Origin of the sequence: Vibrio tapetis subsp. tapetis (genome assembly GCF_900233005.1) — a bacterium.
Classification (GTDB): Bacteria; Pseudomonadota; Gammaproteobacteria; order Enterobacterales; family Vibrionaceae; genus Vibrio; species Vibrio tapetis.
In genome coordinates this window covers 582,522-605,301 of the sequence record NZ_LT960611.1, presented here as the reverse complement: position 1 = coordinate 605,301, position 22,780 = coordinate 582,522, and the positions used below count along the sequence as shown (strand labels likewise).

Sequence of the window (22,780 nt, the reverse complement as noted above, 5' to 3'; positions counted from 1 at the left end):
TTAAATGGATATGCAACCTTAAGTCAACAGTTCGTTAACAAATAAACACCACAGTGTGAACCATAACAAAATTCTCACCGTGGTGCTATTAGAATTTAGTCGAGTTTATAAAAATCAGCCTATTACATTGTAATAAAACAAGATATTTGTTTTTCCGCTAATTTTTCTTGTAACTTTGGATAGTTGATTAGCTCATCGCAGATAGCCAGAACAGGCTTATTTAATGCTTTAGCATTTTTAGCAACTAAGCTAATCAGCTCGATGACCGAATCATTCTGAGGGTCAAAGAATGGCCCTACCTCTTCATTTTTACGATCCACGCCTAAAGTAAACTCGGTTAGCGTATCAATGTTGATGGCAACCCCATCAAAATACTGTAACAAACGCTCAGAAAGCAGTGCTGAAGAGGGTAAATCACACCCATAAATTACTTTAAGCTTATTCAAGCCCCTTGGTAATCCTTGCTCCGCTAGACGATCAATTATCTTTGCTGCATCACTGAGTGAACGAACAAATGGCACAATGATCTGAACATCAACGTCTTTAGCACGCAGTTGCTTAATCACCTCACACTCTAGCGCAAAGGCCGATTTATAAGCACTGCTTGCAAATCGAGACACCCCTCTTCGGCCCATCGCAGGGTTGAGTTCCGACAACTCAAACGCACCACCTAGTAACGCGCCAAAACTGTGGCTATCAGCATCACTTAAGCAAACGCGAACCGTTTTATGATGAGGCAATATAGAACGCTCAACGGCAGAGACTAGAGTATCAACAAAATGGCTATTGAGTGCCGTGCCCGCCAGAACGCCATCCAACGTCATTTTGTCGCGATCAGACAGCTGAGTTTGGTCATCAACTAAGCTCGGATGATAGAAAATGATTTCTTGAATCAAGCCAGATAAAAAGACGGTCAGTTCATCAGACTGATGAGGTTGAGAATAAGCAGGTAGAACATCACCTAATAAGAGGTCGGTGTGTATCGTTCCTTGACTTGCTGTGGGCATGATTTCTCCATTAATCGATTAATATGGGTTCTTTTCATCGAAAGTAACACAACCTTTTCGAAAATCGAATCATAATCTGAGACTAATGCCACCAGAAACAGGGCCATTTATTCATGGATTTACGTAAGATTTAAGCCTGATCAGATAATCATGGTTTATTCCAGCTGCCATTTCCGTTATCTTAACGCCTTTGCAGTAATAAGCAGGCGCGAAAATGCCATTAAAAACAGATGAATTAAGAACCCAGCCCCTTGGCCCAATGCCAACTCCCGCTGAATTGGTTCAAGCTCACCCTATCACGGACGATGTTGCAGAAAGAATTGCTCAATCTCGCCGCCAAATTGAAGCTATTCTAACTGGCGACGACCACCGCCTTCTCGTTATCGTTGGCCCATGTTCGGTGCACGATACAGAAGCAGCTCTTGATTATGCTCGTCGTTTAAGCAACATCCAAGACCAATACAAAGATGAACTTTTCATTGTGATGCGTACTTACTTTGAAAAGCCTCGCACCGTTGTTGGCTGGAAAGGTCTGATCACCGATCCGAACCTCGATGGCTCTTACGCATTAGAAACGGGTCTTAATAAAGCACGTAAATTGCTGCTTGATATCAATAAGCTTGGCCTTGCAACAGCAACTGAGTTTTTAGATATGATCACAGGGCAATACATTGCAGACTTGATCACATGGGGTGCCATTGGTGCACGTACCACTGAGTCGCAAATTCACCGTGAAATGGCCTCTGCCCTTTCTTGCCCTGTCGGTTTCAAAAACGGCACCAACGGCAACGTTAAAATTGCGATTGATGCTATTCGTGCATCGCAAGCACAGCATTACTTCTACTCGCCAGACAAACATGGCCGCATGACGGTTTACCGCACCGCAGGTAACCCATTTGGTCACGTTATTCTTCGTGGCGGCGACACTGGCCCGAACTTCGATAGCCAGTCTGTTGCGAACGCTTGTGAGCAACTAGCAGCCGTCGGTTTACCAGAGCGTTTGGTTGTTGACTTCAGCCACGCGAATTGCCAAAAGCAACACCGTAAGCAGCTTGAAGTCGCACAAGACATTTGTGACCAGATCCGTAGCGGCTCTCATAAAGTTGCTGGCATCATGGCAGAAAGCTTTATTGAGGAAGGCAATCAGCCAATGAACGACCTTGATAATCTTAAGTATGGTTGCTCGGTAACCGATCCATGTTTGAGCTGGGACCATACCGAAGAGATGCTAGATATGTTAGCATCTGCAATCAAATTTAGAACACAAGCATAAGGACAACTTCATGCCTTCTTTTGATATTGTTTCAGAGATCGATACGGTCGAACTGCGTCACGCGGTTGATAACGCAAACCGTGAAATTACTACTCGCTTTGATTTTCGTAACGTTAAAGCAACGTTTGAACTCAAAGACGAAGTGGTAAAACTTTCTGCTGAAGCTGATTTCCAACTTAAACAAATGCGCGATATCTTACGTGGCAATTTGACTAAGCGTGGCATTGACGTGAATTCAATGGAATCTCAAAAATCGGATGCGTCTGGCAAGCTTTGGAACCAAGACATTCAGTTTAAGCAAGGCATCGATGCCCCAATGTCTAAAAAGATCGTAAAAGCGATCAAAGATGCGAAACTGAAAGTTCAAGTTTCAATTCAAGGTGAAAAAGTACGCGTGACGGGCAAAAAACGTGACGACCTACAAGGAGCTATCGCACTGCTTAAGCAAAGCGAACTAGGCCAGCCGTTCCAATACGAGAACTTCCGCGACTAAGCGTGTAAGTAAGCTCTACATTAAAAAAGGAGATCATATGATCTCCTTTTTTTGTCCCTCATTCTGCCTAATTTAACGTCCTAATCAAATTGGTTGGGTCGGAACAGCGCGTTGAAATGACGCTAACGATAAACAGTTTCGCTCAATGTCACTGATTCTTGGAAAGTTCGTCATATCCAGATTAAAACGATGGGCGTTATACAGTTGTGGGATCAAACAACAATCCACTAACGTTACGTCGTCACCCAAACTATACTTGCCTTCATAGCCTGACAAGCGCTTCTCTAACGGTGCAAACCCTTCCGTTAACCACTTGGTATACCATTGTTGCTTTTGCTCTTCTTCAGCACCAAACTGGCGAGTTAACTGCTTCAAGACCCTTAAATTATTGAGTGGGTGCACGTCACAACAAATATCATAGGCCAATGATTTTGCTTGATACCGAACAGCCTGATCTTGAGGGATCAAACGTAACGAATTTGGCGAGCACGCCTCATCTAGGTATTCGATAATAGCGAGTGATTGATGCAGTCTCAGCTCTCCATCTTCTAGGCAAGGCACGAGCTTATTTGGGTTTACGTTTACATACTCTTGTGCAAGCTGTTGGTCGGATCCTGGTGCGATGTTCACCTCTACCTTTTGGTATTCTATCCCTTTAACTTCCAATGCAATTCGCACCCGATAGCTCGCAGAAGAACGCCAGTAATCATAAAGTGTTAGCACTGACCACCTCCTGTTCTATTCGCCCAAAGATAGAGTCCCCGTTTTCATCCAACATCTCAATCGCGACAGTGTCACCTATTTTCATGAATTCTGTTGAAGGAGAGCCCGCTGAAATGGTTTCTATCATTCGCAATTCAGCAATACACGAATAACCAACACCGCCTTGTTCAATGCTCGAACCATAGTCGGTATCTTGTTTGTTTGAAACCGTACCCGAGCCAATAATGGTCCCTGTGCACAAAGCACGAGATTTTGCGGCGTGAGCCACTAATGCCGCAAAGTCGAAGGTCATGTCTTGCCCTGCATTGGGGTAACCAAATAACGTGTCGTTGTAGTAACTTCTAAGCGGCAAATGCACCTTATTGTCCTGCCATGCTAGCCCGAGTTCATCTGGCGTTACGGCGACAGGAGAAAACGCACTGGAAGGTTTAGACTGATAAAAGCCAAATCCTTTCGCGAGTTCATTTGGGATCAAGTTACGTAAAGAAACATCGTTGACCAACATCATCAAGCAAATCGACTCTTCGGCTTGACGATGAGAGGCTCCAGCAGGAAGATCTTTGGTGATAATCGCCACCTCTGCTTCAAAGTCTAAACCCCAATGACTGTCCGCTAACGGAATATTCTGTCTTGGTGCTAAAAACGTGTCTGACCCACCTTGATACATGAGAGGGTCGGTCCAAAAGGACTCCGGAATTTCTGCGCCTCTTGCTCTGCGTACCAATTCAACATGGTTCACGTAAGCCGAGCCATCCGCCCAGTGATAAGCTCTGGGCAACGGAGAAAGACAGTTGGCTTGCTCAAACAGCGGGTACTGATCCGCATTGTCCGATTCGCAAGCTTGATTCATGGCGGCGTACATTGCTTGAAGTTGAAACGCATGTTGCTCCCATTCATCCAATAACGCCTGCATCGTAGGAACTAAGTTAGACACGCTTAAGCAACGTGACAAATCCCGAGAAACCACCATAAGTTGACCATCTCGTGTACCATTATCATACGTAGCTAATTTCATATTATTCCCCTGCTTTCCAGCTGTTTACATACTCGAGATTTTCAACCTTTTTAAACGCGTCGGTAATCACCAAAGACTGGTTTGTGTCTATCATCACCGCCACTTCATCAGTAAATTTCTTGGCGTGTTGTTGCCCCGCCGCAAACGCTTTTGGGTGAGGCCCATGGGGAAAACCCAACGGATGCAAAGTAACGCTGCCCGGCTCTATGCCGTCACGGCTAAAGAAGTCACCTTGATGATAAAAAAGCACTTCATCGTAGTCATCGTTACTGTGATAAAACGGTACTTTCAGCGCACCAGGGTCGCTTTCGATAGGTCGAGGAACAAACGTGCAGATAACAAAGCCATTGGCGACAAAGGTCGTGTGCGCCGAAGGCGGCAAGTGATATCGATGTGACATGAGGGGGCGTATATCTCGCCAATTTAGCCGAACCACACTGAGATCACCATGCCAACCAATGGCATCCAATGGGTTAAATGGGTAACTCACCGTCGTAACACGACCAAATCGCTTGATCAGCACCTTGGTTGGCGTTTCACTATATTGCGCCTTAAAGGCATCGTTGATTTGCGGTACATCCAGCACCGCAGGGTCAAACACCGCATGCTGGCCAACTGAGCCTCTATCGGGAAGGCTATAACCCCCTTCCGTGGTTTCTACCATCAGTACAAACAGTGGCTCTACCACCTCCAAACGCCAACTGGTAGAACGTGGGATAACAACATAGTCTCCCTCTTCGATGCTCATGTGCCCATAATCACTAAACAGTTCAGCCTTTCCTTGATGAATAAACAACAGATCGTCACCATCGGCATTCCTTACCAATTCAGTCATCGACTCTGTTAACGTCCAAATTCGGATTTTGCAGTCACTATTTTCCAATACATTGGGCACACTCCAAGGACAGGTGCTATTGCTACTCTCAAGTTTCGTACAATCAAAGCTATGTGGGCGTAAATCTCCGTCCCAATTATTCCAAGATGTCGGGGCATGTTGATGATGAAAATGACTCGCTGCGCCAAAAAAGCCACTGCGTCCGGCTTCGCGTTCATACACGGCCTGCTCTGGAAAATCCGCATGAGCTTGTCGTGAACAAGTGCCTTGTCGAATGGGAAATTGAAAAGGTTTACGCATCGTCTAGCACTCCTCGACGTATTTGATCTTCTTCTATCGATTCAAACAATGCCTTAAAGTTTCCTTCTCCAAAGCCCTCATTGCCCTTGCGTTGAATGATCTCAAAGAACACTGGGCCAATGACCGTTTGCGTAAAGATCTGCAGTAAAAAGCCATCTTTCATCGGCGCTCCGTCTATCAGGACTCTTAAGCGTTTTAATTGCTCAAGGTCTTCACTATGCCCTTCTACACGTTCATTTACTTTTTCATAGTACGTATCTGGTGTTGGCATAAAGTCCATACCACGGCTACGCAACGTAGCAACGGTTTGATAAATGTCATCGGTTGTCATTGCAATGTGTTGAATGCCTTCGCCGTTGTATTCACGAATGAATTCTTCTATTTGGGATTTATCATCAGAGGATTCATTAATTGGAATTCGGATCTTGCCACAAGGCGCGGTCATGGCGCGGCTTACCAAACCGGTCAGCTTACCCTCGATATCGAAATAGCGGATCTCTCTAAAGTTGCCTATGCGCTCATAAAAACCAGACCATACGTCCATCTGTCCTTGTCTAACGTTATGAGTAAGATGATCTATTTCATACAAGCCCACACTGTGTTCATTCATTTTTTTCTGGTGATCGCTGTAAAACACAAAATCGACATCGTAAATCTCATGATCACCATATCGGTCAACAAAATAGAGCAAGCTTTCCCCTACGCCATAGATCGCTGGAATACTCAGCTCCATAGGGCCAATTTCTGTTCGATACTCAGTGCCCCCGTTACTCAAGGCCTGCGCCATTGCCGCACTCGCATCTTTAACCCGAAAAGCCATACCACAAACAGAGGGCCCATGAAGGGCTGCAAATTGTTCTGCTTGACTGTGTGGCTGGGCATTAACAATGAAATTGACATCACCTTGGCGGTATAACCAAGCTTGCTTAGAACGATGTTTGGCTATTTCCGTAAAACCAAGCTGGAAGAAAAGGTTTTTGAGCGCTTCAATCCCTTGCGGATCGGCTGCCGTATACTCAACAAACTCAAATCCATCTGTACCTAAAGGGTTCAATCCATCCATTACTATCTGTCCTTTTGTCTGTGCTAAGGGTTAAGTGCTAAGAGTTAAGTGCTAAGAGTTAAGTGCTAAGAGTTAAGTGCTAAAAGCTAAGTGCTAAGTTCTAAGTGTTAAAAGCTAGGGGCTCTAGGCTTTGGGCTTTTTCCGTACTTAGCTTTTAGTACTTAGCCTTTAGTACTTAGCCCCATACTTCAATAAAAATGGATGGCAGGTGCAAAAAAGAAAGTTTGTCGCTTGAATTGAGAAAGATGAGCATTAGGCACTTAAATGTAAACAAAATGTTACACGAGAGGGTGTTTTATAGTAACAGATTGGTTTAGATAAGATTAGCTGGTTAGGAATGATGTGAAAATTGAGGGGTGCTGTAAAAAAAGCAGCCGATCGGTTCGGCTGCTTAATGGGTGTTTTTGGCTAAATGTCAGTGACACTCGATCTGTGGCAGCCTCTATTCAGAAAAGACTTCTTTCGTTTCGGTATCGAGGTAAATCTTGTCGTCGCGTTCTAGCCCACCGCAGTATGTGTAATACACACTTCGGTCTGCGAACACTGTGGACGCTAACCAGCCTTTGGTTTGGGAAAAATCATCATCAGAGCATTGGCCACTGTCGATCAACTGTTGCGACACACTCATAAAAACACCGCGGTGATCCATAAAATCGTCTGAATGCTTGATCTTGATTTCTAAACGTCCAGAACGTACCTGTGCCATATTACTCGGTACTTCATCAGCCAAAAATTCAGTCGAAACCCACTGGGCCAAATTCCCATCGACAAACTCAATATATTCACTAATGCGCGCCCAACCCGATTGCACCTCTAACACATCGACCTTGGTACCGATATCCAGTACGGTTGAAATGCGCCCCTTGCTGCTTGGTTCTCGTCTGACGTTTAGGCTGCTCGACGTAACGTAGTATTCTCCGGGCTTCATGGTTTCTTCAGCGGGCATAAGAGCGCTGAGATCGATTTCACCTTCTTCGATAGGCGCATCCATTTCTTTCGATGACTCTTCTACCATTTCTTCGGCCATCATAATGAAGAAATAATAGTAAGCGCCGCCGCCAGCCAACGCTAAGATCACAATTAATATCAATAGCTTCTTCATTATCTCGTCTCTAAACCCTTTCTTTTTAACACTAGCACAGAGCAAGCCAAAGATACCGAGAACTTGCACTCACATCAACGCGCTTAATACCTAGACCAGACAAACATTCAACCAACAAATGATTATTAGGATATCTGTCTATCAAGTCTAACTTGTCTAGCGTTAAGTTTTATAATTTATTGATCTAAACAGCCTTAAATCACATTTTGATCGCGTAAAGTAGAGTGAAATTAAGCGAGAGACAATAAAAATGACGACAATTAATCAAGATAGACTGATCCAACACTTTATTGATCTAGTGAAAATCGACAGCGAATCCCGTAACGAAAAAGCCATGTCGATTGAAATTGCCGAGCAATTAGGCCAATTAGGCTTTGAAGTTAAAAAGCTTGATGTACCGACCGACATTTCAAATGGCTTCAATGTTTACGGCAAGTTAAAAGGCACACTACCTGGTAGCGTTTTAGTCAGCGCGCACATGGACACCGTCACACCGGGTAACAACATCGAACCTATCATTGAAGACGGCATCATCAGTTCTAAAGGCGACACAATTTTAGGCGGTGATGATAAGTCTGGCATTTCTGCGTTAATTGAAGCGGTGCGTTGTATTCAAGAAGAGTCCCTCCCTCACCAAACCGTTGAAGTCGCTTTCACCGTCCATGAAGAAGGTGGATTACACGGTTCTAAGAACTTTGAAATGCAACACATTGAATCTGACTGCGCGATCGTACTGGATTCAGGCGGCCCTATTGGCACCATTATTACTTCAGCTCCTGGCCAGCAAAACATCAAAGTGACCATTAAAGGTCGCCCTGCACACGCGGGCTTAGCCCCAGAAGACGGCATTAACGCGCTTTACGTTGCGGCTGACGCAATCAATGGCATGAACTTGGCGCGCATTGATGAAGAGACCACCGCAAATATCGGTGTCGTCAACGGCGGCCAAGCAACAAACATTGTGATGCCTGAGTTGTATATTGAAGCAGAAGCCCGTTCGTTAAATGACGAAAAACTAGCAAAACAAGTTGAGCATATGGAAGCAACCTTCCGTGCCTCTGCTGACAAGCACGGCGCAGAAGTAGAGATCATCTCAACCCGCGCATACAACGCTTACAAAATTGCCGATGACGATGCACATGTAGCAAGCGTTAAACGTAGCTTTGCTGCCATTGGCATTGATGCTATGACCAAATCGACAGGTGGCGGCAGCGACGCAAATATCTTCAACAGCAAGGGACTAAAAACCGTCAACCTTTCTACTGGCATGTCTAAAGTACACACCACAGATGAGTTCATTGCGGTTCAAGACATGGTGAACATCACCCGCTTCATGAAACAGTATTTAAGTACTGAAAGTTAGGTGGGTTATGGGCGGGAGGCAGAAGGCAGAAAGAAACAGCCTAGAGCCCAACGCCTTTAGCCTTAACCCTAACATCAAGCTGCTTCGATTTTGAAGCGGCTTTTTTTTGTTCACATTATGGTTGCATAATGCTCAATCTAGATTTTGCCGTGAATATTACTGCATAAGCTAACGAGTTCTACTGATTTTTTGTATCTAAAATTCAAACCATTATTTACACCTAAAACACATATACCTTATAAGTCGATAACCTTTGCTCGCTATAGCGTGACTGCCTTCAGATTACATAAACGTCAACTTTATTCACGCATTAAATGTGAGGAGTATTAGATAATTATTTGCTTTTAAGGAGGAAAATACAGTTATCGTAAATTAATAAGGATATGTAGATGTTGTATTTTGAGTTCCTGTTCCTACTCGTCATGCTCTATATCGGTTCTCGATATGGTGGTATTGGCCTTGGCGTAGTTTCGGGGATTGGTTTAGTCGTTGAGGTGTTCATCTTTAAGATGCCGCCAACATCACCGCCAATCACCGTAATGTTGATCATTCTTGCCGTTGTTACCTGTGCCTCTATTTTAGAAGCCGCTGGTGGCCTTAAATATATGTTACAGGTGGCCGAGAAACTGCTCAGAGCCAACCCGAAGCGTGTTACCCTGATTGCTCCGTTTGTTACCTACACAATGACTTTTTTATTGGGTACCGGACACGCTGTCTATTCCATTATGCCAATCATTGGTGATGTCGCATTAAAAAACGGAATAAGACCAGAGCGGCCAATGGCAGCGTCTTCCGTAGCGTCTCAGATTGCAATTACCGCTTCTCCAATTTCCGCCGCCGTCGTGTACTACTTAGCGCAGCTAACAGACATTCAGCATGAAATTACTTTGCTATCCATTCTTATGGTGACAGTACCTGCAACTTTGTTCGGTACTCTTCTTATGTCTCTTTACAGCTTAAAGCGCGGTAAAGAACTGGACGATGATGAAGAATATCAAGCACGGCTTAAAGATCCGGTCTGGAAAGAGAAGATTCTAAATACGACCTCTACGTCTTTAGATGAAGAATTGCCTACAACTGCACGTAACTCAGTGCTTATTTTCCTAGGCGCAATCCTGACTATTGTTGTTATCGCAATGGTGCCCGAGATCAGAACCATCGTCGACGGCGACAAACCCATCAAAATGTCTGTCATCATTCAAATGATGATGTTGGCCTTTGGTGGTGTGATCCTTTTAGCAACAAAAACAGACCCACGGGATGTGCCTAACGGCGTGGTATTTAAGTCTGGTATGGTGGCGGCAATTGCGATCTTCGGTATCGCTTGGATGTCTGATACCTACTTCAAGTATGCAATGCCTCAGTTCCGTTCAGGCATTGTTGAAATGGTAACTAACTACCCTTGGACATTCGCATTAGCACTATTCATCGTATCTGTAGTGGTAAACTCTCAAGCTGCAACCGCTCGTATGATGCTACCAGTTGGTCTTGGCTTGGGGCTAGATCCTGCCTTGTTGATTGGTTTAATGCCTGCTGTTTACGGGTACTTCTTCATTCCAAACTACCCATCAGACATTGCAACGGTTAACTTTGATACTTCCGGCACCACTAAAATTGGTAAATGGTATTTTAACCACTCGTTTATGTCGGTCGGTTTGATCGGTGTCATCGGGGCGTGTTGTCTTGGTTACGTGTTAGGTCAAATTGTCATTGGCTAGTTCGTAAAAACGCATAAAGAAACCAACAAATAAGCAAGAAACTGCTTATCCAATCCAAACCGCTTTGTTTGACCCTAACTGGTTATTTGCAAAGCGGTTTTATTATTTTTGCCAACGGTTACGCATGTTTTCAATGGTCGATAATGGCACATCATGAATACTGCTGTACTCTCCAGAACAAACACTCACCATCACGTTAGCTCGGTATTTTTTTGCCAACGCTAAATAAGGTTTCATTTCCCAATGTTGTACAAAGGTGTTCGACACCACCACATTATGACGCTGCTTTAACTGCTGTTCCGTTTCTTGTTGGCACCACTCATGAGCCTGTGACAGCACACTGGCATCGAATTGATAATTACCCTGCTTGTCAACAAAGTACATATCCGTTTCTAAATGCACTGCATCCAACTTTTTAGCATAAGTCGACTTTCCTGAACCGGGTAAGCCACGTACTAAATAAAGGGTTATAGCCATATCGATTCCTATAAAATATGCAGCACATGCTAACCGAGCCCCTTGTGCTAATCAAACGATAAACCGCGACTCTTCACACCATAAAGAGCAATGTGACAATCTCTATGGATAACAAGGAAATCATAACGTATGATAATTAAAAGCAATAAATAACAACATTATAGACAAGGAAAGTTAGCTTATGAGTAACAAACGGACATTGTTATCTTCTGCTATTGCGCTCTCTACTCTTGGATTATCTGCAAGCCTCTATACCACCAGCAGCGTTGCCGGTGAGTTTCATGTTTCTGCTGGCGGATTATTCTCACAAGCAAATACCCAAATTGGTGTTTACTCCACTGATTTATCTCAAGAGTTTAAACTGGATTTAGAGGACGACTTAGCGTTAAAAGACCGAGAGATCTCACCGTACCTATATTTCGCATACGATTTTAACGACACTCACACCGTCTTTTTTGACTGGCGTCGCTTGCATAGAAACGCGACGATAGAAGGAATATCTAAAGCGTTTGTCATCCCTATTGATGGCAAAGATTATGAAGTACAAGTTGGTGCTCGCCTAAACTCGACACTCAACATCGACGTTGCCCGAGCGGGTTACGCGTACACATTTTTCGACGAAGGCAACTGGGAAATAGATGCGACCGCAGGTTTGCACATCATGCGTATCGAGGTAGGACTGGGTGGTGAACTAGGTTACAGAGCAAATGACACGGGCAATGTTATTCCTGTCGATCGTTCTGTATTTGAAACCGTAACCGCACCACTTCCCAACTTTGGCTTAATCGGCGCTTACGACATTAATGAAGATTGGAGCTTGGTCTCTCACGCGCAGTTTTTCTACATTAAATACCAAGCCATCAGAGGGCTTCTAATAGACACGGCACTTGGTGTTCAATTCAGTTTTACCGACAATCTAGACGTTATAGGCTCTTACAGTTACTACGAAGTCGGCTTAGACTACGGTGACGATACTGGCGACTTAAAGTTCTACGGACCAATGATTGCAATGAACTATCGCTTTTAGTGCCAAGCTCAGTCGTGTACTAAAAAATGCGCCCAAGAGAGGCGCATTTTTTTTAACAACTGATTTATCTATCTACGCTTTAACCGCGCCCCCAACATCAAACCTCTTGCCTGATGCCTTTCGCCTAAAGCCTTTTAACCTTTACCTCTACGCCGTACGTAGAAATTGATTCAAGAAGAACTCTTCAACATAGGCTGCTAACTCATTTAGCTGCGGACCTTTGACCATGAACGTTTCAAATTCACAATCAACAAAGTCACTGCCCTTTTCCGTTAACTTGAAATCCACCAAAGATTTAGACTCTCGGTGCTGGATTCGTTCTAAAATACCGGCAAAGATTAAGTTTTCGTATTTGAATCCAAAATCTAAGCAAAAATCAAAAAGTCGCACTGATCCATTTTGTGCTTGTTGAGCCAACCACTGATCCCTTTGGTCGAAGAAGTTGTTATCAAGACACATGTCTTTGCTCCGCATGTTACATATCGCTGTTGAAATAACTCTAGATGGACATTAACCATAAACACGCAAGAAGGTACTACATAAAACACAATAGAACAACACACCACACCCATTAACTGACGGAATATTTACATCAATAGGTAACAATTTTATATATGGATAGGAAAATTCATTATTTAGCTCATATCGATACACGTTCGACCCCGATGCAAACGAAATCACAGATAAAAAAGGCTCAAAGAAATTAGGCCGATGCCCTTAACCTTGAACCTCATTGGTTTTAATCGTTATTTTGCATGGTTCTAAACCGAACAACACACTATTTAATCGCCACTCCCACATCGAGTTTGTCTAACCAATCTAAAAAGCGCTTTACGTCATCGCCTTTAAATATGCCACCATGCTGCGGACACATCATGTCTATATCCAGCTTACTGACCCGGTCAATCCAACGTGATTTCGCTTTATTAGAGGGCATCCAACGTTGATGGAAATACTCCATTTTAGGAATGTGCTCGTCAAAATTGGTAACGAACATAGGCGCATCTGCGGCATCCAGTGCTGCGCCAATATCGCCCGACATCATGATTTTCGCGACAGGATCATAAACTGAAAAATTGCCAGACGAATGCATATAATGGGCGGGAACAAATTGCACTTCCAGACCTGAAATAGTAATGCTTCTTCCCTCATCAGGAATCGGCTCAAACTGAATTTTCTCCATGCCATAATGGCGAATAAACCCCTCCCACAGCCAAGGAGAATGTAATTTAGCTGACTCTAAGGCTTGATCCCAAAGCCCAAGAGACGAAATGATATCCGGATCTTGGTGCGAGGCAAACAAATGGGTAATCTGCTCTATCGGCACCTCTTTCACCACACTGCCCAACATCGCAGAAAACAGTTCAATGCCGCCCGGATCGAGCAATATTGCTTCATTTCTGTTCGCGATCATATATTGATTGGTATCGATAATTTTGTCTGGTTTGTCTGGGTCTCGTCCAAACACAATCCAACGGTGCGAGCCTTCGCTATAGAGTACTTTTGATTGCATAAACAGCCTTTGTTAATTCTGAAAACAACTTGAGTGATTGAGATACATGTTTTTGAATCGCGTTTGCCGATTCCGACACACTAGAGGCAATACTATTGAGTTGGTCTTGATAGAGCTCTCCGGCTTGAGAAGCTTCTACGCTTAACATAGTAGAAATGATTTGTGCAGTACGTAACTCACTGTAGAGTTCTTGAAGCAAGTCGTTGAGTGCCTTCGCTTCTTTTCTAAACTCCGTGATGAGCACCATGTGCTGTTTGCGGGTTTTTTCATACGCAGGCGATATACTGGATATATAACCAGCATCCTCGTATTTCTCATACACCACGTGAAATTTTGATAGCGCCAGCGCAGATCGGTTTTCGGCCGTTGCAATTCGGCTTAACCTTTGCGCCTTACCATTAATGATTTTGGAAGAATCCAGTGTGGTTCGCACCAAGTCGTCGATAGAGTCGGTAATGGGGCGAAAACCAGCAGCGCTTTCGCCCGCTCGTAATGCCAACGCCCGAGCGTTACTCGCAATGAGCAATAAACGCTTGGCAATCACCATTCCTTTATTCAACTCTGCCGCCACTTCTGCAGCGGTTACAAATACTCTTTTATCTGACATTGCTCGTGATCTTATTTTTATAACGATTCATCAATAACTATAGACTAAGTTTCATAGCTCGCTATAAATCGGTGTGATATTAAGACTTTAAAGCAAAGGCCAGTGCCAAAACCTCGCCTATCACACATTTTTCCTAACCAATAAAACCAACAGGAAGCCTAACTTTGATGTATTTAGTGCGGTGAGTTATGATACCTGTATAAATAAACAGATCAGAGGTTCATGTGGACAAAAAGCTCTCTACGTCGAAGCTAGCACAAGCACAAGACATAAAATCAGGTGAACTCTTTAAACAGCTGGAATCCTTTGGTTACATCAAAAAACAAGACGAAGGCTGGCAACTTACCCAAGCAGGCGTTTCCGTTGGTGGCGAATACATTACCTCAACAAAATTCGGCCAGTACATCGTTTGGCCAACCGACTTTGCTTTACCTCGGTTTGATGCAAAAAGCGAAAAGCACACGGCATCTCAAATTGGTGAGCGATTTGATCTGCCCTCTCAAAAGATCAACCAGTTGTTCGCAGAACTCGGCTGGATAACCAAACATGGCAAAGGCTGGCACCTTACACACTTGGGTCAGCACTTTGGTGGCTTGCAGCGGGAAAACAGCCAATCAGACATTGCGTTCGTTGTATGGGATGCCGCTATCTTTAGCAATAAGCGGTTAAGAAATTCAATAAACGAAGTGCAAGGCAACAATACCAACCACTCCTCTACCGACAAATCATACAGCTCATTTCGGCAAAAATTTGAAGCCAAGTACCGCACCGCAGACGGCCACTACGTGCGTTCAAAACAAGAGATGCTCATTGATAACTGGTTATACATGACAGGGTTAGTTCACGCCTACGAGCGAAAACTACCAATAGAACAAGAGGTTTACAGCGACTTTTACTTACCTAAAGGGCAAATATACATCGAATTTTTTGCGCATGAGCTAGATGCTGAGCAAGAAAAAGAAAAGCAATCCAAACTGGCGCTGTACCAGCAATTTGGATTGCACTTAATAGAGCTCAACGATAGCGATATAGAAAACTTAGATTCCGTGATGCCAAAGTATTTACGTCAGTTTGATGTCACTCTTGGCAAGTAACAGCAGATAAGAACCAACACAGCTAACGGCTAAACAGATGCTTTCGCTGTGTTGGGTAACACTAAACATGCAGTATTCAGTATTCAGTATTCAGTAAGGAGTTTAAGCTTTAACCCCACTCCACTTCTTCAGAATATTCTTCACTGTAACCACACGCAGGGCGGCTACAGCTGTAAAAACGTCGGCCTTTAAACTCACCTTGGTTAGACACCCTCATCACCATTGGGCTATGGCATTCCTTACAAAATCGGATTTCTGGTTCGATCGAAATCGTATCTACATATTCAGCTAAGATCTTACGTAATCGCCCAACTTGATAGCTGTATTTAGAGTTGGCACCAATCAGAGGAATCCCCGCCGTTTTGCAAACATGAATAAGCAGCTTTTCGCGTTCCGCTTTTGTTTTATCCAGTTGTGAACCATCGTTGAAATCAATCACACACAGCACTTCAAGCGTGCCCGGGCGACATATTACAAAGTCGATATGCTTACGAGCAATTCGGTTAAAAGCAGCTGCCCAACGTTTCTTGTTTTTACCAACAGGTGGAGTGACCACATCGGCCATGTGTACTTTAGAAAACACCACCGCTTTGTTGTCTACCGCTGCAATAAGCGCATTGTAAAATGCACTTTCTGACTGATTAAGTAACCGCCCTACTTTTTTGTATGGGTATGTGATCGGTTCATAATTCTTCGCAAAATAGCGCATGTACATCATAAAAAACGCTACAAGCACAATCAGCAAAATAGCAACGCTTTCCATATCCATTCCTTATATCAATCAATCTTCTAACGGTAAATCACTAAACATCAAACCGAAGTAACCATACTTTAGAGTGGAATTCAGAGTACCTTGCAGTATTCAATTGATTATATCTGTATATCAGGAACTTGAAGAGGGATTTTTGATTTTCTTTCAGCTACTTGGACAAAGTCAGCGATAAATCAATTATTTTGGGGTGACTAACTTGATGGTTTTTCTGTTCTCAAGGCCTAAATGCTCAAAATCTTGTTGCCAATATTTATCAATAAGCTTTTGAATTAAACCTGTTTTTTGCGCCTTGACCAAGGCTTCTTCAATCAACTTCTCTTGATAACCGTCTACGCTACTGAGGTAAAATACAAAATCACGCTCATATTCAAACACGAAATTCTGCTCGATATCCAAATGCAGGTTTAATTTGGCCTCATTAACCACCTCATTTAAACCTCGGGGAAAGTAATTTACGCCCCCTCGATTAGACAACATATTGTATAACTGGCGCCACTCACCATCTTTAGTTAAATATTTTAAACCATTGGCCTGCCAAACAGTCACATCAAACCAACCAACGCCTAAACCAGCAACTAACCCACTCTTTTGTAAATCCTCCAAAGATTGAATGCGGTTGTAAAGTGACTGTGCCCCCTTAGGAATCAACAAAACCCGTTTACCAATTAGGCCATTGGTTAGTGGCACATTCACGCGATGAAACAACAAATCGCGCTGACGAGAACTTACCAACCACATGGCCGACAACTCCCCCTTTTCCAATAATTTAACGGTACGTCGTTGTGAATAGTGCTTAGAAGACGCCTCGATAGTAAGAGTCACATCGATGTCGGCCAATGCATCGGTTAACAACTCATGGAAATATTGATGGCTGTCGTCTTCAAAGGCCGGTAGCGTAAGGTGCATGGTCTGAGGTGCAGACCACGCACTACTCGAGCCACAGCTGACACAAAGACAGAACAAAAGTACCATGAGCGTGTCAGAATGTGCTTTCATAAAATGTAGAACCCTAGCCTGATATCAGGCATTACAATAACCGCTACAGAATATTCCTAATCTAACCGTCTAAATTGCCCTACCAACTTCCCTTGCGAGTCCAAATTGTTAACCAAATCCCCACACTCGTCTCGAGTGTCATTGGCCAAAATATTGGTTGCCGCACATACTTCACTTATCGACTGAACGCTTGAGTTCATGTCCTCAGTCACTCTGGCCATTTCCTCTACAGCCGTTGCTATTTGGTTATTTATATCTCAAATATCAGACACTTGTTGCAACATTACCCCAAGTTTTTCACCGGATACTTCTGCGCTCTCTACACACTGTTTTGACAAATTATTTCCTTGCTGCATTGCCTCCACCGCACTTTGCGTGCTGTCTTGAATATGAGTGATCACCGCTTGAATCTCTTGAGTAGATTCATGGCTTCGCTGTGCAAGCGTTCGGACTTCATCAGCAACCACCGCAAACCCTCTTCCTTGCTCACCGGCTCTCGCGGCTTCTATCGCTGCATTTAGTGCCAGCAAATTGGTTTGCTCAGCAATACTTTGGATCACCCCTGACACCTCACCAATGGTATTCCCATGCTTCTCTAACTGAGAGAATAGATCTGAAGCTTCATCAAGTTGAGTGGATAACATTTGAATCGATTCAACGGTTTGACGAACCGAATCCATCCCTTCGTTAACCGCAGTATGCGCATTGACCGTAGCATCCGAAGCGCTTTGCGCGTTTTGGGCAATTTCATTGGCGGTAGAGTGCATTTCATTTACCGCCGCCGCGACCTGCTCTGTCTCGTGAGTCTGCCCTTCAAGGTTGGTTGCCGTTGTTTCGCAATTTTGAGAGGACGAACGCGCCGCTGCCCCAATTTGCTCATTAGAATCTTGAATTCGCCCAACGACTGCATTCAGTTCAGATTGGCGCATTTTTAACGCGAGTTGGATTTCGGATATATCGTCGACGTGGTTGGTGTACACAAGCTCCATTAACGGATTATCGAACACCTTACGTGCTCTAGCAGACACCTGCTCTAGCCGACGAGTAAGACGATGCACAATGAGAGCTGCCAAGACCAACATAACCCATGTACCAAGAGACGGCACATAACTGTCTACTACCGCTGATATAATTGCGGCCGGGACAAACAATAACGCCGCCCGTTGCCATAAACGAGTTCGGGGCAGCTTTAATTGATAAGGTGTTTTGTTAGATTTTATCTGCGCATAGATTTTCTCTGCGTTCTCTACGGCGTCGCGGCTAGGGCAAAGCCTCACCGACTGATACTCTACCGTTTGACCTTTTTCAACAATCGGAGAAGCAAACGCATCCACCCAATAATGGTCACCATTGGCACAGCGGTTCTTCACCATCCCCATCCAGGACTTACCAGACTTAAGATGATCCCACATATCTTTAAATGCTTCTGACGGCATATCTGGGTGGCGGACAATATTGTGCGGCTGGCCGACTAACTCCTCTAGGCTATAACCTGCTACTTCACAAAATTCTTTACTGGCGTACGTGATGTGACTGGATGGACTAGTAACCGAAAGCAAATTATAACTCGCCGGGTACTTTAACTCTTTTTGAGTAACAGATTGGTTTTTAAGCATACTTGCCTCAAGTTATTATTCGTTATTTCCAATTATCTTGGCCAAATAAGACATATGTTAGTTAAAGCTAATTTAATTATTATATAAATCTATGCTCTGTATTTTATAGTAGTAACCGATCGAAAAAACAAATGTGAAATAAACGAATATCGTTACTAAATCACCCGGAAAGATGGTGAAATGTTATTTCTTTATCTCGTTTCGTCCTTTTATCGACTAAAGTTAATTAATGATATATATCTACTTGAACATATATGAATAACGATCTGACTCTGCTGTGGATTCTTGGCTGTGCTTGTGTATCTTTTATGATGCAAGCTGGGTTTACTTTATTGGAAACCGGCAGTGTCAGAGCAAAAAACTCCGTTAACGTCGCAATGAAAAACCTAGCTGATTTCGTTGTCGTCGGCGTTATTTACGCTTTTTGGGGTTACCATCTTGCCAACGGCAACTCGCTTTTTTCCTTTTCAACTTTCCCTGTCAACACCTCGTCTGCACCTCTGGTGTTATTTAGTATCATGTTTGTTGCAACGGCTGCGACTATCGTTTCAGGGTGTGTTGCGGAACGAATGAGTTTTCGTGGATACATCATCGCCTCCATTGTTATGGCCGCGCTGATATACCCCATAGTGGCATTCTGGGTATGGAACCCTGCCGGCTGGCTAAACCAACTGGGATTTCAAGATTTTGCAGGAGGAACCGTCGTTCATATTGTTGGCGGCATTGTCGGCTTGGTCGGAACCTATATTATTGGGCCTCGTTCAGACAGGTTTGTGTCCTTTACCTATTCCGATGAACTGCCATCCAACGACCATACTCTAGCAACCTTAGGTATTTTCTTTTTACTGTTTGCTTGGATGGGGTTCAATGGAGGAAGCCTGTATCAATTTAACGATCAAGTTCCACTCATCATCTTCAATACCCTATTAACGGCGGCTGTTTCAGGAACCACCGCCTTATTGTTTGTGATCCGCCGTCGTCATGTGCCGGTATTCTTCATTTTAAACAGCATTCTTGGCGGTCTAGTCGCCATAACCGCCTGCGCAAACTTAGCGAGAATGGAAGATCTCCTTATCTTAGGTGTCCTGTCTACTTTCATCGTGCATTTCAGTGAAAAACTACTGATAAAATTCAAAATAGATGACCCCATCGGTGCCGTTTCTGCCCATTTTTTCTGCGGAATACTCGGCACACTTTATGCCGCTCTACTCATTGAAAATGATGCCTCTTTATACATGCGATTCACTGTGCAATTAATAGGTATTGTGTCGGTATCATTATGGGCGGGCGGGATCGCTATTTTACTCTTCTCACTTTTGAAATTGTTTTCCATGCATAGAGTCAATTCAGATGACGAAAAACAAGGCCTGAACATCAGTGAACACGGCATTAAAATGAGCTGGTTAGAAACATTGAATACCATCGATAAGATCAGCACTGAAGGTGATTATAGCCAAAGAGTGCCTGTAGAAGTGGGCACGGAAGCTGGCGATGTTGCCACTTCTTTTAATCACTTAATGGACAAACTAGAAAACAACATCAATATACTGCACAAAATATCTCAAGGGCAGCTCAAAGACATCGTAGTGCAACCTTCAAGCGAGAAAGACCTACTGGCAAACTCATTACAAACCATGGTTGAAAGTTTATGTGACCTCATTGATGAAGCAGAACAACAAATCACAAGCAAAAATGCACTACTCGATAAAAACGAACAATCGGTTAAAGACCTCATATCTAAATTTAAGCACACCCAGATTCAATTGATGAAAGAAGAAAAAATGGCCGCACTTACAAACATGATTACAGGCGTGGCTCATGAGCTTAATACCCCTCTTGGCGTAACAATTACCAGCATGTCATTACTACAAGACTGCATTACAAAAATCACACAGGCCTTTCACGAAAAAACCATGACCGTAGCTGAGATGAAACAGTTCTTACATACCGCCAATGATTGCCTAGATATGATGCTAAGAAATGTTCAACGTTCTGCTGAGCTGGTTGACCGTTTAAGATCCATCGATCAAAAACTAACGCCAGAAAACAATCAACAGATTCAACTGCATGACTTATTAACAGAAATTACCCAAGACTTGAACGAACAACTGAGCAATTACCGTATCGCCACTCACATTGCATGTTCAACATCATTAAGAGTAACTTTGCCGATTTTCGCACTGCGCAACGTACTTGAGGAGTTAATAACAAACAGCATTATGCACGGGTTCTCTCACCTCGAAGAGCGAGACAACAACCAGATTCAAATAAGCGCTGACGTTGTTCAAAACCAGCTTGTTATGCAAATAAAAGACAATGGCAATGGCGTAAATACCGAAGCTTGTTCAAAGCTATTCCAGCCTTTCTTTACCACCATGCGTTCCAATGGTGGAACAGGGCTTGCCCTACACATGGTTTACAACATCTGCACCCAAAAATTTGCTGGAAATATAGAGGTTGCAGGCGAAAACGGCTGCACTTTCACCATTACCATTCCTATGTCAGAAGAAGAATTAGCCGCAGTGCCTTCTTAAGACCAACCAAACACCATCGGTAACACAAAAACCACAACAGCAGACCAAGCACTATAAACCGGTAAATAGTTAGCGATAATGAGACGTCCCTTTCCCTGTTAAACAGCGCACATACGCTCTTAAGATCAAGCAAAGATGGGTGAATATCAGCACGTTTGCTCCGGTTACAACAATTCGATTGAAACTCACACCAAATTCCCACCAGCGATACACAATGGCCGACAGAGCAATAGCATTGATAATGAGGGTAACACCGATCAACGCAATATTGACGTAATCCATCTTAGTGACCCGTGAATGAGATGACTTACCTGATATTGAAAACACCGTAATGGCCCACACCACAAGCATTAATCCATTAAACAGAATTAAAAACTCTCGGTCTAAATACGGGTTACTGCCGTCGCTAACAGACGCCAATAAATAGGCCGACACGGTGAACAGAAGAAGTGGCGAAAACACATTCGACAACACGGTAGCAAATTTACTTTGCCTATTTAGCATTTGGTCATAAATATAGGTTGCCACAATCGGTGCCGACACAATGCCAGACATAACCACATAATCTATATACCAAGTGTGAATGTCCCATCCTATCGCTTCAAACAACCCTACCGTCAACCCGGTAAGCACCATGCCGCCAATGAGCAACAGGATGGAATAAATCATAACCTCGCCCAGATATCGAACGTAATTCAACCTGCTTTCTGCAAGCTTCCACTGTGATGAAACAAAACTTACCCCAATAAAAGACAATAACAAGAGCGGGCCATGAATATACGCCATGGTTGACGCGTCTGAATCCAGACTTTCCGGTACAAAACCAAAATACAACGCAAACAACACAAAACCGCCAAGTAACACCCGACTGATTCGCTGTTTAAGCGAGAATTCGCAGAAATAAATCGACAACGGTAACGCGACCGACATAAATAAAAATCGTTCGAAGAACCAGTCGTCGTTAATATCGAACAACATCGGTATTTTTATGAACACGCTAGCGAACAAACATAACAACAGAACAGACAAAATAGAAAACCTTATCATCTCTTCAGGACGATAATTCAAAAGAGCGTGCCACACTCGCAATACTAGGTTTGAAGGGTTTTGACCAAGGCTGGCGTTGAGCTGCTGCTCAAATTGCTGTGGGGATTGTCGGTAAAAACGCTCGAGCTCTTCTGGGTTATCGAGATTGCTATCAATTTTGTCATTCATAATGGTATCAACGTATCCTAGCCGGCCAACAATTCCT

Annotated in this window: 20 protein-coding genes and 1 pseudogene; 7 read left to right on the top strand and 14 right to left on the bottom strand. The window is 43.6% G+C overall.

Features of this window, described 5'->3' with window-relative positions; translation table 11 throughout:
• Positions 1-122 precede the first annotated feature (122 nt).
• Positions 123-1,007 carry a putative PEP-binding protein gene (locus VTAP4600_RS02810; RefSeq protein ID WP_102521400.1) on the bottom strand — a complete coding sequence of 295 codons (885 nt, stop codon included), beginning with the start codon at positions 1,005-1,007 and terminating at the stop codon, positions 123-125.
• Positions 1,008-1,221: 214 nt separating this feature from the next.
• Between VTAP4600_RS02810 and VTAP4600_RS02805 the strand changes: the two genes are divergently transcribed.
• Together VTAP4600_RS02805 and VTAP4600_RS02800 are read left to right on the top strand one after the other, a co-directional pair.
• Positions 1,222-2,280, top strand: coding sequence for a 3-deoxy-7-phosphoheptulonate synthase (locus VTAP4600_RS02805; RefSeq protein ID WP_102521399.1), 1,059 nt, complete (start codon positions 1,222-1,224; stop codon positions 2,278-2,280).
• A 10-nt stretch (positions 2,281-2,290) separates the two neighbouring features.
• Positions 2,291-2,773: a YajQ family cyclic di-GMP-binding protein gene (locus VTAP4600_RS02800; protein ID WP_102521398.1), complete on the top strand. Its 483-nt coding sequence runs from the start codon at positions 2,291-2,293 to the stop codon at positions 2,771-2,773.
• Positions 2,774-2,857: 84 nt separating this feature from the next.
• On the opposite strand, the gene maiA is transcribed toward VTAP4600_RS02800, so the two are convergent.
• From maiA to VTAP4600_RS02775, 5 genes are all read right to left on the bottom strand, one after another.
• Positions 2,858-3,496: a maleylacetoacetate isomerase gene (maiA, locus tag VTAP4600_RS02795; RefSeq protein ID WP_102521397.1), complete on the bottom strand. Its 639-nt coding sequence runs from the start codon at positions 3,494-3,496 to the stop codon at positions 2,858-2,860.
• On the bottom strand, positions 3,480-4,511 hold the full coding sequence (locus VTAP4600_RS02790; RefSeq protein WP_102521396.1) for a fumarylacetoacetate hydrolase family protein: 1,032 nt from the start codon (positions 4,509-4,511) through the stop codon (positions 3,480-3,482). Before VTAP4600_RS02790 ends, maiA begins: the two co-directional genes overlap by 17 nt.
• A 1-nt stretch (position 4,512) precedes the next feature.
• Complete coding sequence (locus VTAP4600_RS02785) at positions 4,513-5,646, bottom strand: homogentisate 1,2-dioxygenase (RefSeq protein WP_102521395.1); 1,134 nt, start codon at positions 5,644-5,646, stop codon at positions 4,513-4,515.
• The gene (gene hppD, locus VTAP4600_RS02780; protein ID WP_102521394.1) at positions 5,639-6,709 is read right to left on the bottom strand and encodes a 4-hydroxyphenylpyruvate dioxygenase; all 1,071 of its coding nucleotides are present in this window, start codon (positions 6,707-6,709) and stop codon (positions 5,639-5,641) included. Before hppD ends, VTAP4600_RS02785 begins: the two co-directional genes overlap by 8 nt.
• Positions 6,710-7,151: 442 nt before the next feature.
• Entirely contained in the window at positions 7,152-7,811 is a 660-nt protein-coding gene (locus tag VTAP4600_RS02775) for an SH3 domain-containing protein (protein WP_102521393.1), read from the bottom strand.
• 250 nt (positions 7,812-8,061) lie between these two features.
• Here VTAP4600_RS02775 and VTAP4600_RS02770 point away from each other — a divergent pair, with 250 nt between their 5' ends.
• Together VTAP4600_RS02770 and VTAP4600_RS02765 are read left to right on the top strand one after the other, a co-directional pair.
• Complete coding sequence (locus VTAP4600_RS02770; RefSeq protein ID WP_102521392.1) at positions 8,062-9,174, top strand: M20/M25/M40 family metallo-hydrolase; 1,113 nt, start codon at positions 8,062-8,064, stop codon at positions 9,172-9,174.
• A 389-nt stretch (positions 9,175-9,563) separates the two neighbouring features.
• Positions 9,564-10,892 (top strand): anaerobic C4-dicarboxylate transporter, encoded by a 1,329-nt coding sequence (locus VTAP4600_RS02765; protein WP_102521391.1) that lies wholly within the window; start codon positions 9,564-9,566, stop codon positions 10,890-10,892.
• A 102-nt stretch (positions 10,893-10,994) separates the two neighbouring features.
• Here VTAP4600_RS02765 and VTAP4600_RS02760 read toward each other — a convergent pair whose 3' ends face one another.
• Positions 10,995-11,363 (bottom strand): ATP-binding protein, encoded by a 369-nt coding sequence (locus tag VTAP4600_RS02760; RefSeq protein ID WP_415239682.1) that lies wholly within the window; start codon positions 11,361-11,363, stop codon positions 10,995-10,997.
• A gap of 187 nt (positions 11,364-11,550) precedes the next feature.
• Here VTAP4600_RS02760 and VTAP4600_RS02755 point away from each other — a divergent pair, with 187 nt between their 5' ends.
• Positions 11,551-12,396 carry a hypothetical protein gene (locus VTAP4600_RS02755; RefSeq protein WP_102521389.1) on the top strand — a complete coding sequence of 282 codons (846 nt, stop codon included), beginning with the start codon at positions 11,551-11,553 and terminating at the stop codon, positions 12,394-12,396.
• A 147-nt stretch (positions 12,397-12,543) separates the two neighbouring features.
• Here the strand turns inward: VTAP4600_RS02755 and VTAP4600_RS02750 are convergent, their stop codons facing one another.
• The 3 genes from VTAP4600_RS02750 to VTAP4600_RS02740 all read right to left on the bottom strand — a co-directional run bounded on the left by VTAP4600_RS02750 (position 12,544) and on the right by VTAP4600_RS02740 (position 14,516).
• Entirely contained in the window at positions 12,544-12,855 is a 312-nt protein-coding gene (locus tag VTAP4600_RS02750) for a hypothetical protein (protein WP_102521388.1), read from the bottom strand.
• A 319-nt stretch (positions 12,856-13,174) separates the two neighbouring features.
• Complete coding sequence (locus VTAP4600_RS02745) at positions 13,175-13,909, bottom strand: oxygen-binding di-iron domain-containing protein (RefSeq protein WP_102521387.1); 735 nt, start codon at positions 13,907-13,909, stop codon at positions 13,175-13,177.
• Entirely contained in the window at positions 13,887-14,516 is a 630-nt protein-coding gene (locus VTAP4600_RS02740; protein WP_102521386.1) for a chemotaxis protein, read from the bottom strand. The genes VTAP4600_RS02745 and VTAP4600_RS02740 overlap by 23 nt, the downstream gene beginning before the upstream one ends.
• Before the next feature lie 224 nt (positions 14,517-14,740).
• Here VTAP4600_RS02740 and VTAP4600_RS02735 point away from each other — a divergent pair, with 224 nt between their 5' ends.
• Positions 14,741-15,610: a glycerol kinase gene (locus VTAP4600_RS02735; protein WP_102521385.1), complete on the top strand. Its 870-nt coding sequence runs from the start codon at positions 14,741-14,743 to the stop codon at positions 15,608-15,610.
• Positions 15,611-15,719: 109 nt separating this feature from the next.
• Here VTAP4600_RS02735 and VTAP4600_RS02730 read toward each other — a convergent pair whose 3' ends face one another.
• The 3 genes and pseudogenes from VTAP4600_RS02730 to VTAP4600_RS02720 all read right to left on the bottom strand — a co-directional run bounded on the left by VTAP4600_RS02730 (position 15,720) and on the right by VTAP4600_RS02720 (position 18,994).
• The gene (locus VTAP4600_RS02730; protein WP_102521384.1) at positions 15,720-16,373 is read right to left on the bottom strand and encodes a DUF2726 domain-containing protein; all 654 of its coding nucleotides are present in this window, start codon (positions 16,371-16,373) and stop codon (positions 15,720-15,722) included.
• Between the two features lie 186 nt (positions 16,374-16,559).
• The gene (locus tag VTAP4600_RS02725; RefSeq protein ID WP_231897853.1) at positions 16,560-17,378 is read right to left on the bottom strand and encodes a hypothetical protein; all 819 of its coding nucleotides are present in this window, start codon (positions 17,376-17,378) and stop codon (positions 16,560-16,562) included.
• A gap of 56 nt (positions 17,379-17,434) precedes the next feature.
• A pseudogene (locus tag VTAP4600_RS02720) lies at positions 17,435-18,994 on the bottom strand (methyl-accepting chemotaxis protein).
• A gap of 254 nt (positions 18,995-19,248) precedes the next feature.
• On the opposite strand from VTAP4600_RS02720, the gene VTAP4600_RS02715 reads away from it, so the two are divergent.
• Positions 19,249-21,528, top strand: coding sequence for an ATP-binding protein (locus VTAP4600_RS02715; RefSeq protein ID WP_102521383.1), 2,280 nt, complete (start codon positions 19,249-19,251; stop codon positions 21,526-21,528).
• A gap of 69 nt (positions 21,529-21,597) precedes the next feature.
• On the opposite strand, the gene VTAP4600_RS02710 is transcribed toward VTAP4600_RS02715, so the two are convergent.
• Positions 21,598-22,743 (bottom strand): hypothetical protein, encoded by a 1,146-nt coding sequence (locus tag VTAP4600_RS02710; RefSeq protein WP_102521382.1) that lies wholly within the window; start codon positions 22,741-22,743, stop codon positions 21,598-21,600.
• Between the last annotated feature and the right edge of the window lie 37 nt (positions 22,744-22,780).

Bases quoted from the DNA above. Each gene is read 5' to 3' on its own strand.
- VTAP4600_RS02765 (WP_102521391.1), top strand. From the start codon at position 9,564: ATGTTGTATTTTGAGTTCCTGTTCCTACTCGTCATGCTCTATATCGGT.
- VTAP4600_RS02755 (WP_102521389.1), top strand. From the start codon at position 11,551: ATGAGTAACAAACGGACATTGTTATCTTCTGCTATTGCGCTCTCTACT.
- VTAP4600_RS02715 (WP_102521383.1), top strand. From the start codon at position 19,249: ATGAATAACGATCTGACTCTGCTGTGGATTCTTGGCTGTGCTTGTGTA.
- VTAP4600_RS02775 (WP_102521393.1), bottom strand. From the start codon at position 7,811: ATGAAGAAGCTATTGATATTAATTGTGATCTTAGCGTTGGCTGGCGGC.
- hppD (WP_102521394.1), bottom strand. From the start codon at position 6,709: ATGGATGGATTGAACCCTTTAGGTACAGATGGATTTGAGTTTGTTGAG.
- VTAP4600_RS02805 (WP_102521399.1), top strand. From the start codon at position 1,222: ATGCCATTAAAAACAGATGAATTAAGAACCCAGCCCCTTGGCCCAATG.
- VTAP4600_RS02725 (WP_231897853.1), bottom strand. From the start codon at position 17,378: ATGAAAGCACATTCTGACACGCTCATGGTACTTTTGTTCTGTCTTTGT.
- VTAP4600_RS02810 (WP_102521400.1), bottom strand. From the start codon at position 1,007: ATGCCCACAGCAAGTCAAGGAACGATACACACCGACCTCTTATTAGGT.
- VTAP4600_RS02800 (WP_102521398.1), top strand. From the start codon at position 2,291: ATGCCTTCTTTTGATATTGTTTCAGAGATCGATACGGTCGAACTGCGT.
- VTAP4600_RS02730 (WP_102521384.1), bottom strand. From the start codon at position 16,373: ATGGAAAGCGTTGCTATTTTGCTGATTGTGCTTGTAGCGTTTTTTATG.
- VTAP4600_RS02750 (WP_102521388.1), bottom strand. From the start codon at position 12,855: ATGTGTCTTGATAACAACTTCTTCGACCAAAGGGATCAGTGGTTGGCT.
- VTAP4600_RS02745 (WP_102521387.1), bottom strand. From the start codon at position 13,909: ATGCAATCAAAAGTACTCTATAGCGAAGGCTCGCACCGTTGGATTGTG.
- VTAP4600_RS02710 (WP_102521382.1), bottom strand. From the start codon at position 22,743: ATGAATGACAAAATTGATAGCAATCTCGATAACCCAGAAGAGCTCGAG.
- VTAP4600_RS02770 (WP_102521392.1), top strand. From the start codon at position 8,062: ATGACGACAATTAATCAAGATAGACTGATCCAACACTTTATTGATCTA.
- VTAP4600_RS02785 (WP_102521395.1), bottom strand. From the start codon at position 5,646: ATGCGTAAACCTTTTCAATTTCCCATTCGACAAGGCACTTGTTCACGA.
- VTAP4600_RS02790 (WP_102521396.1), bottom strand. From the start codon at position 4,511: ATGAAATTAGCTACGTATGATAATGGTACACGAGATGGTCAACTTATG.
- VTAP4600_RS02740 (WP_102521386.1), bottom strand. From the start codon at position 14,516: ATGTCAGATAAAAGAGTATTTGTAACCGCTGCAGAAGTGGCGGCAGAG.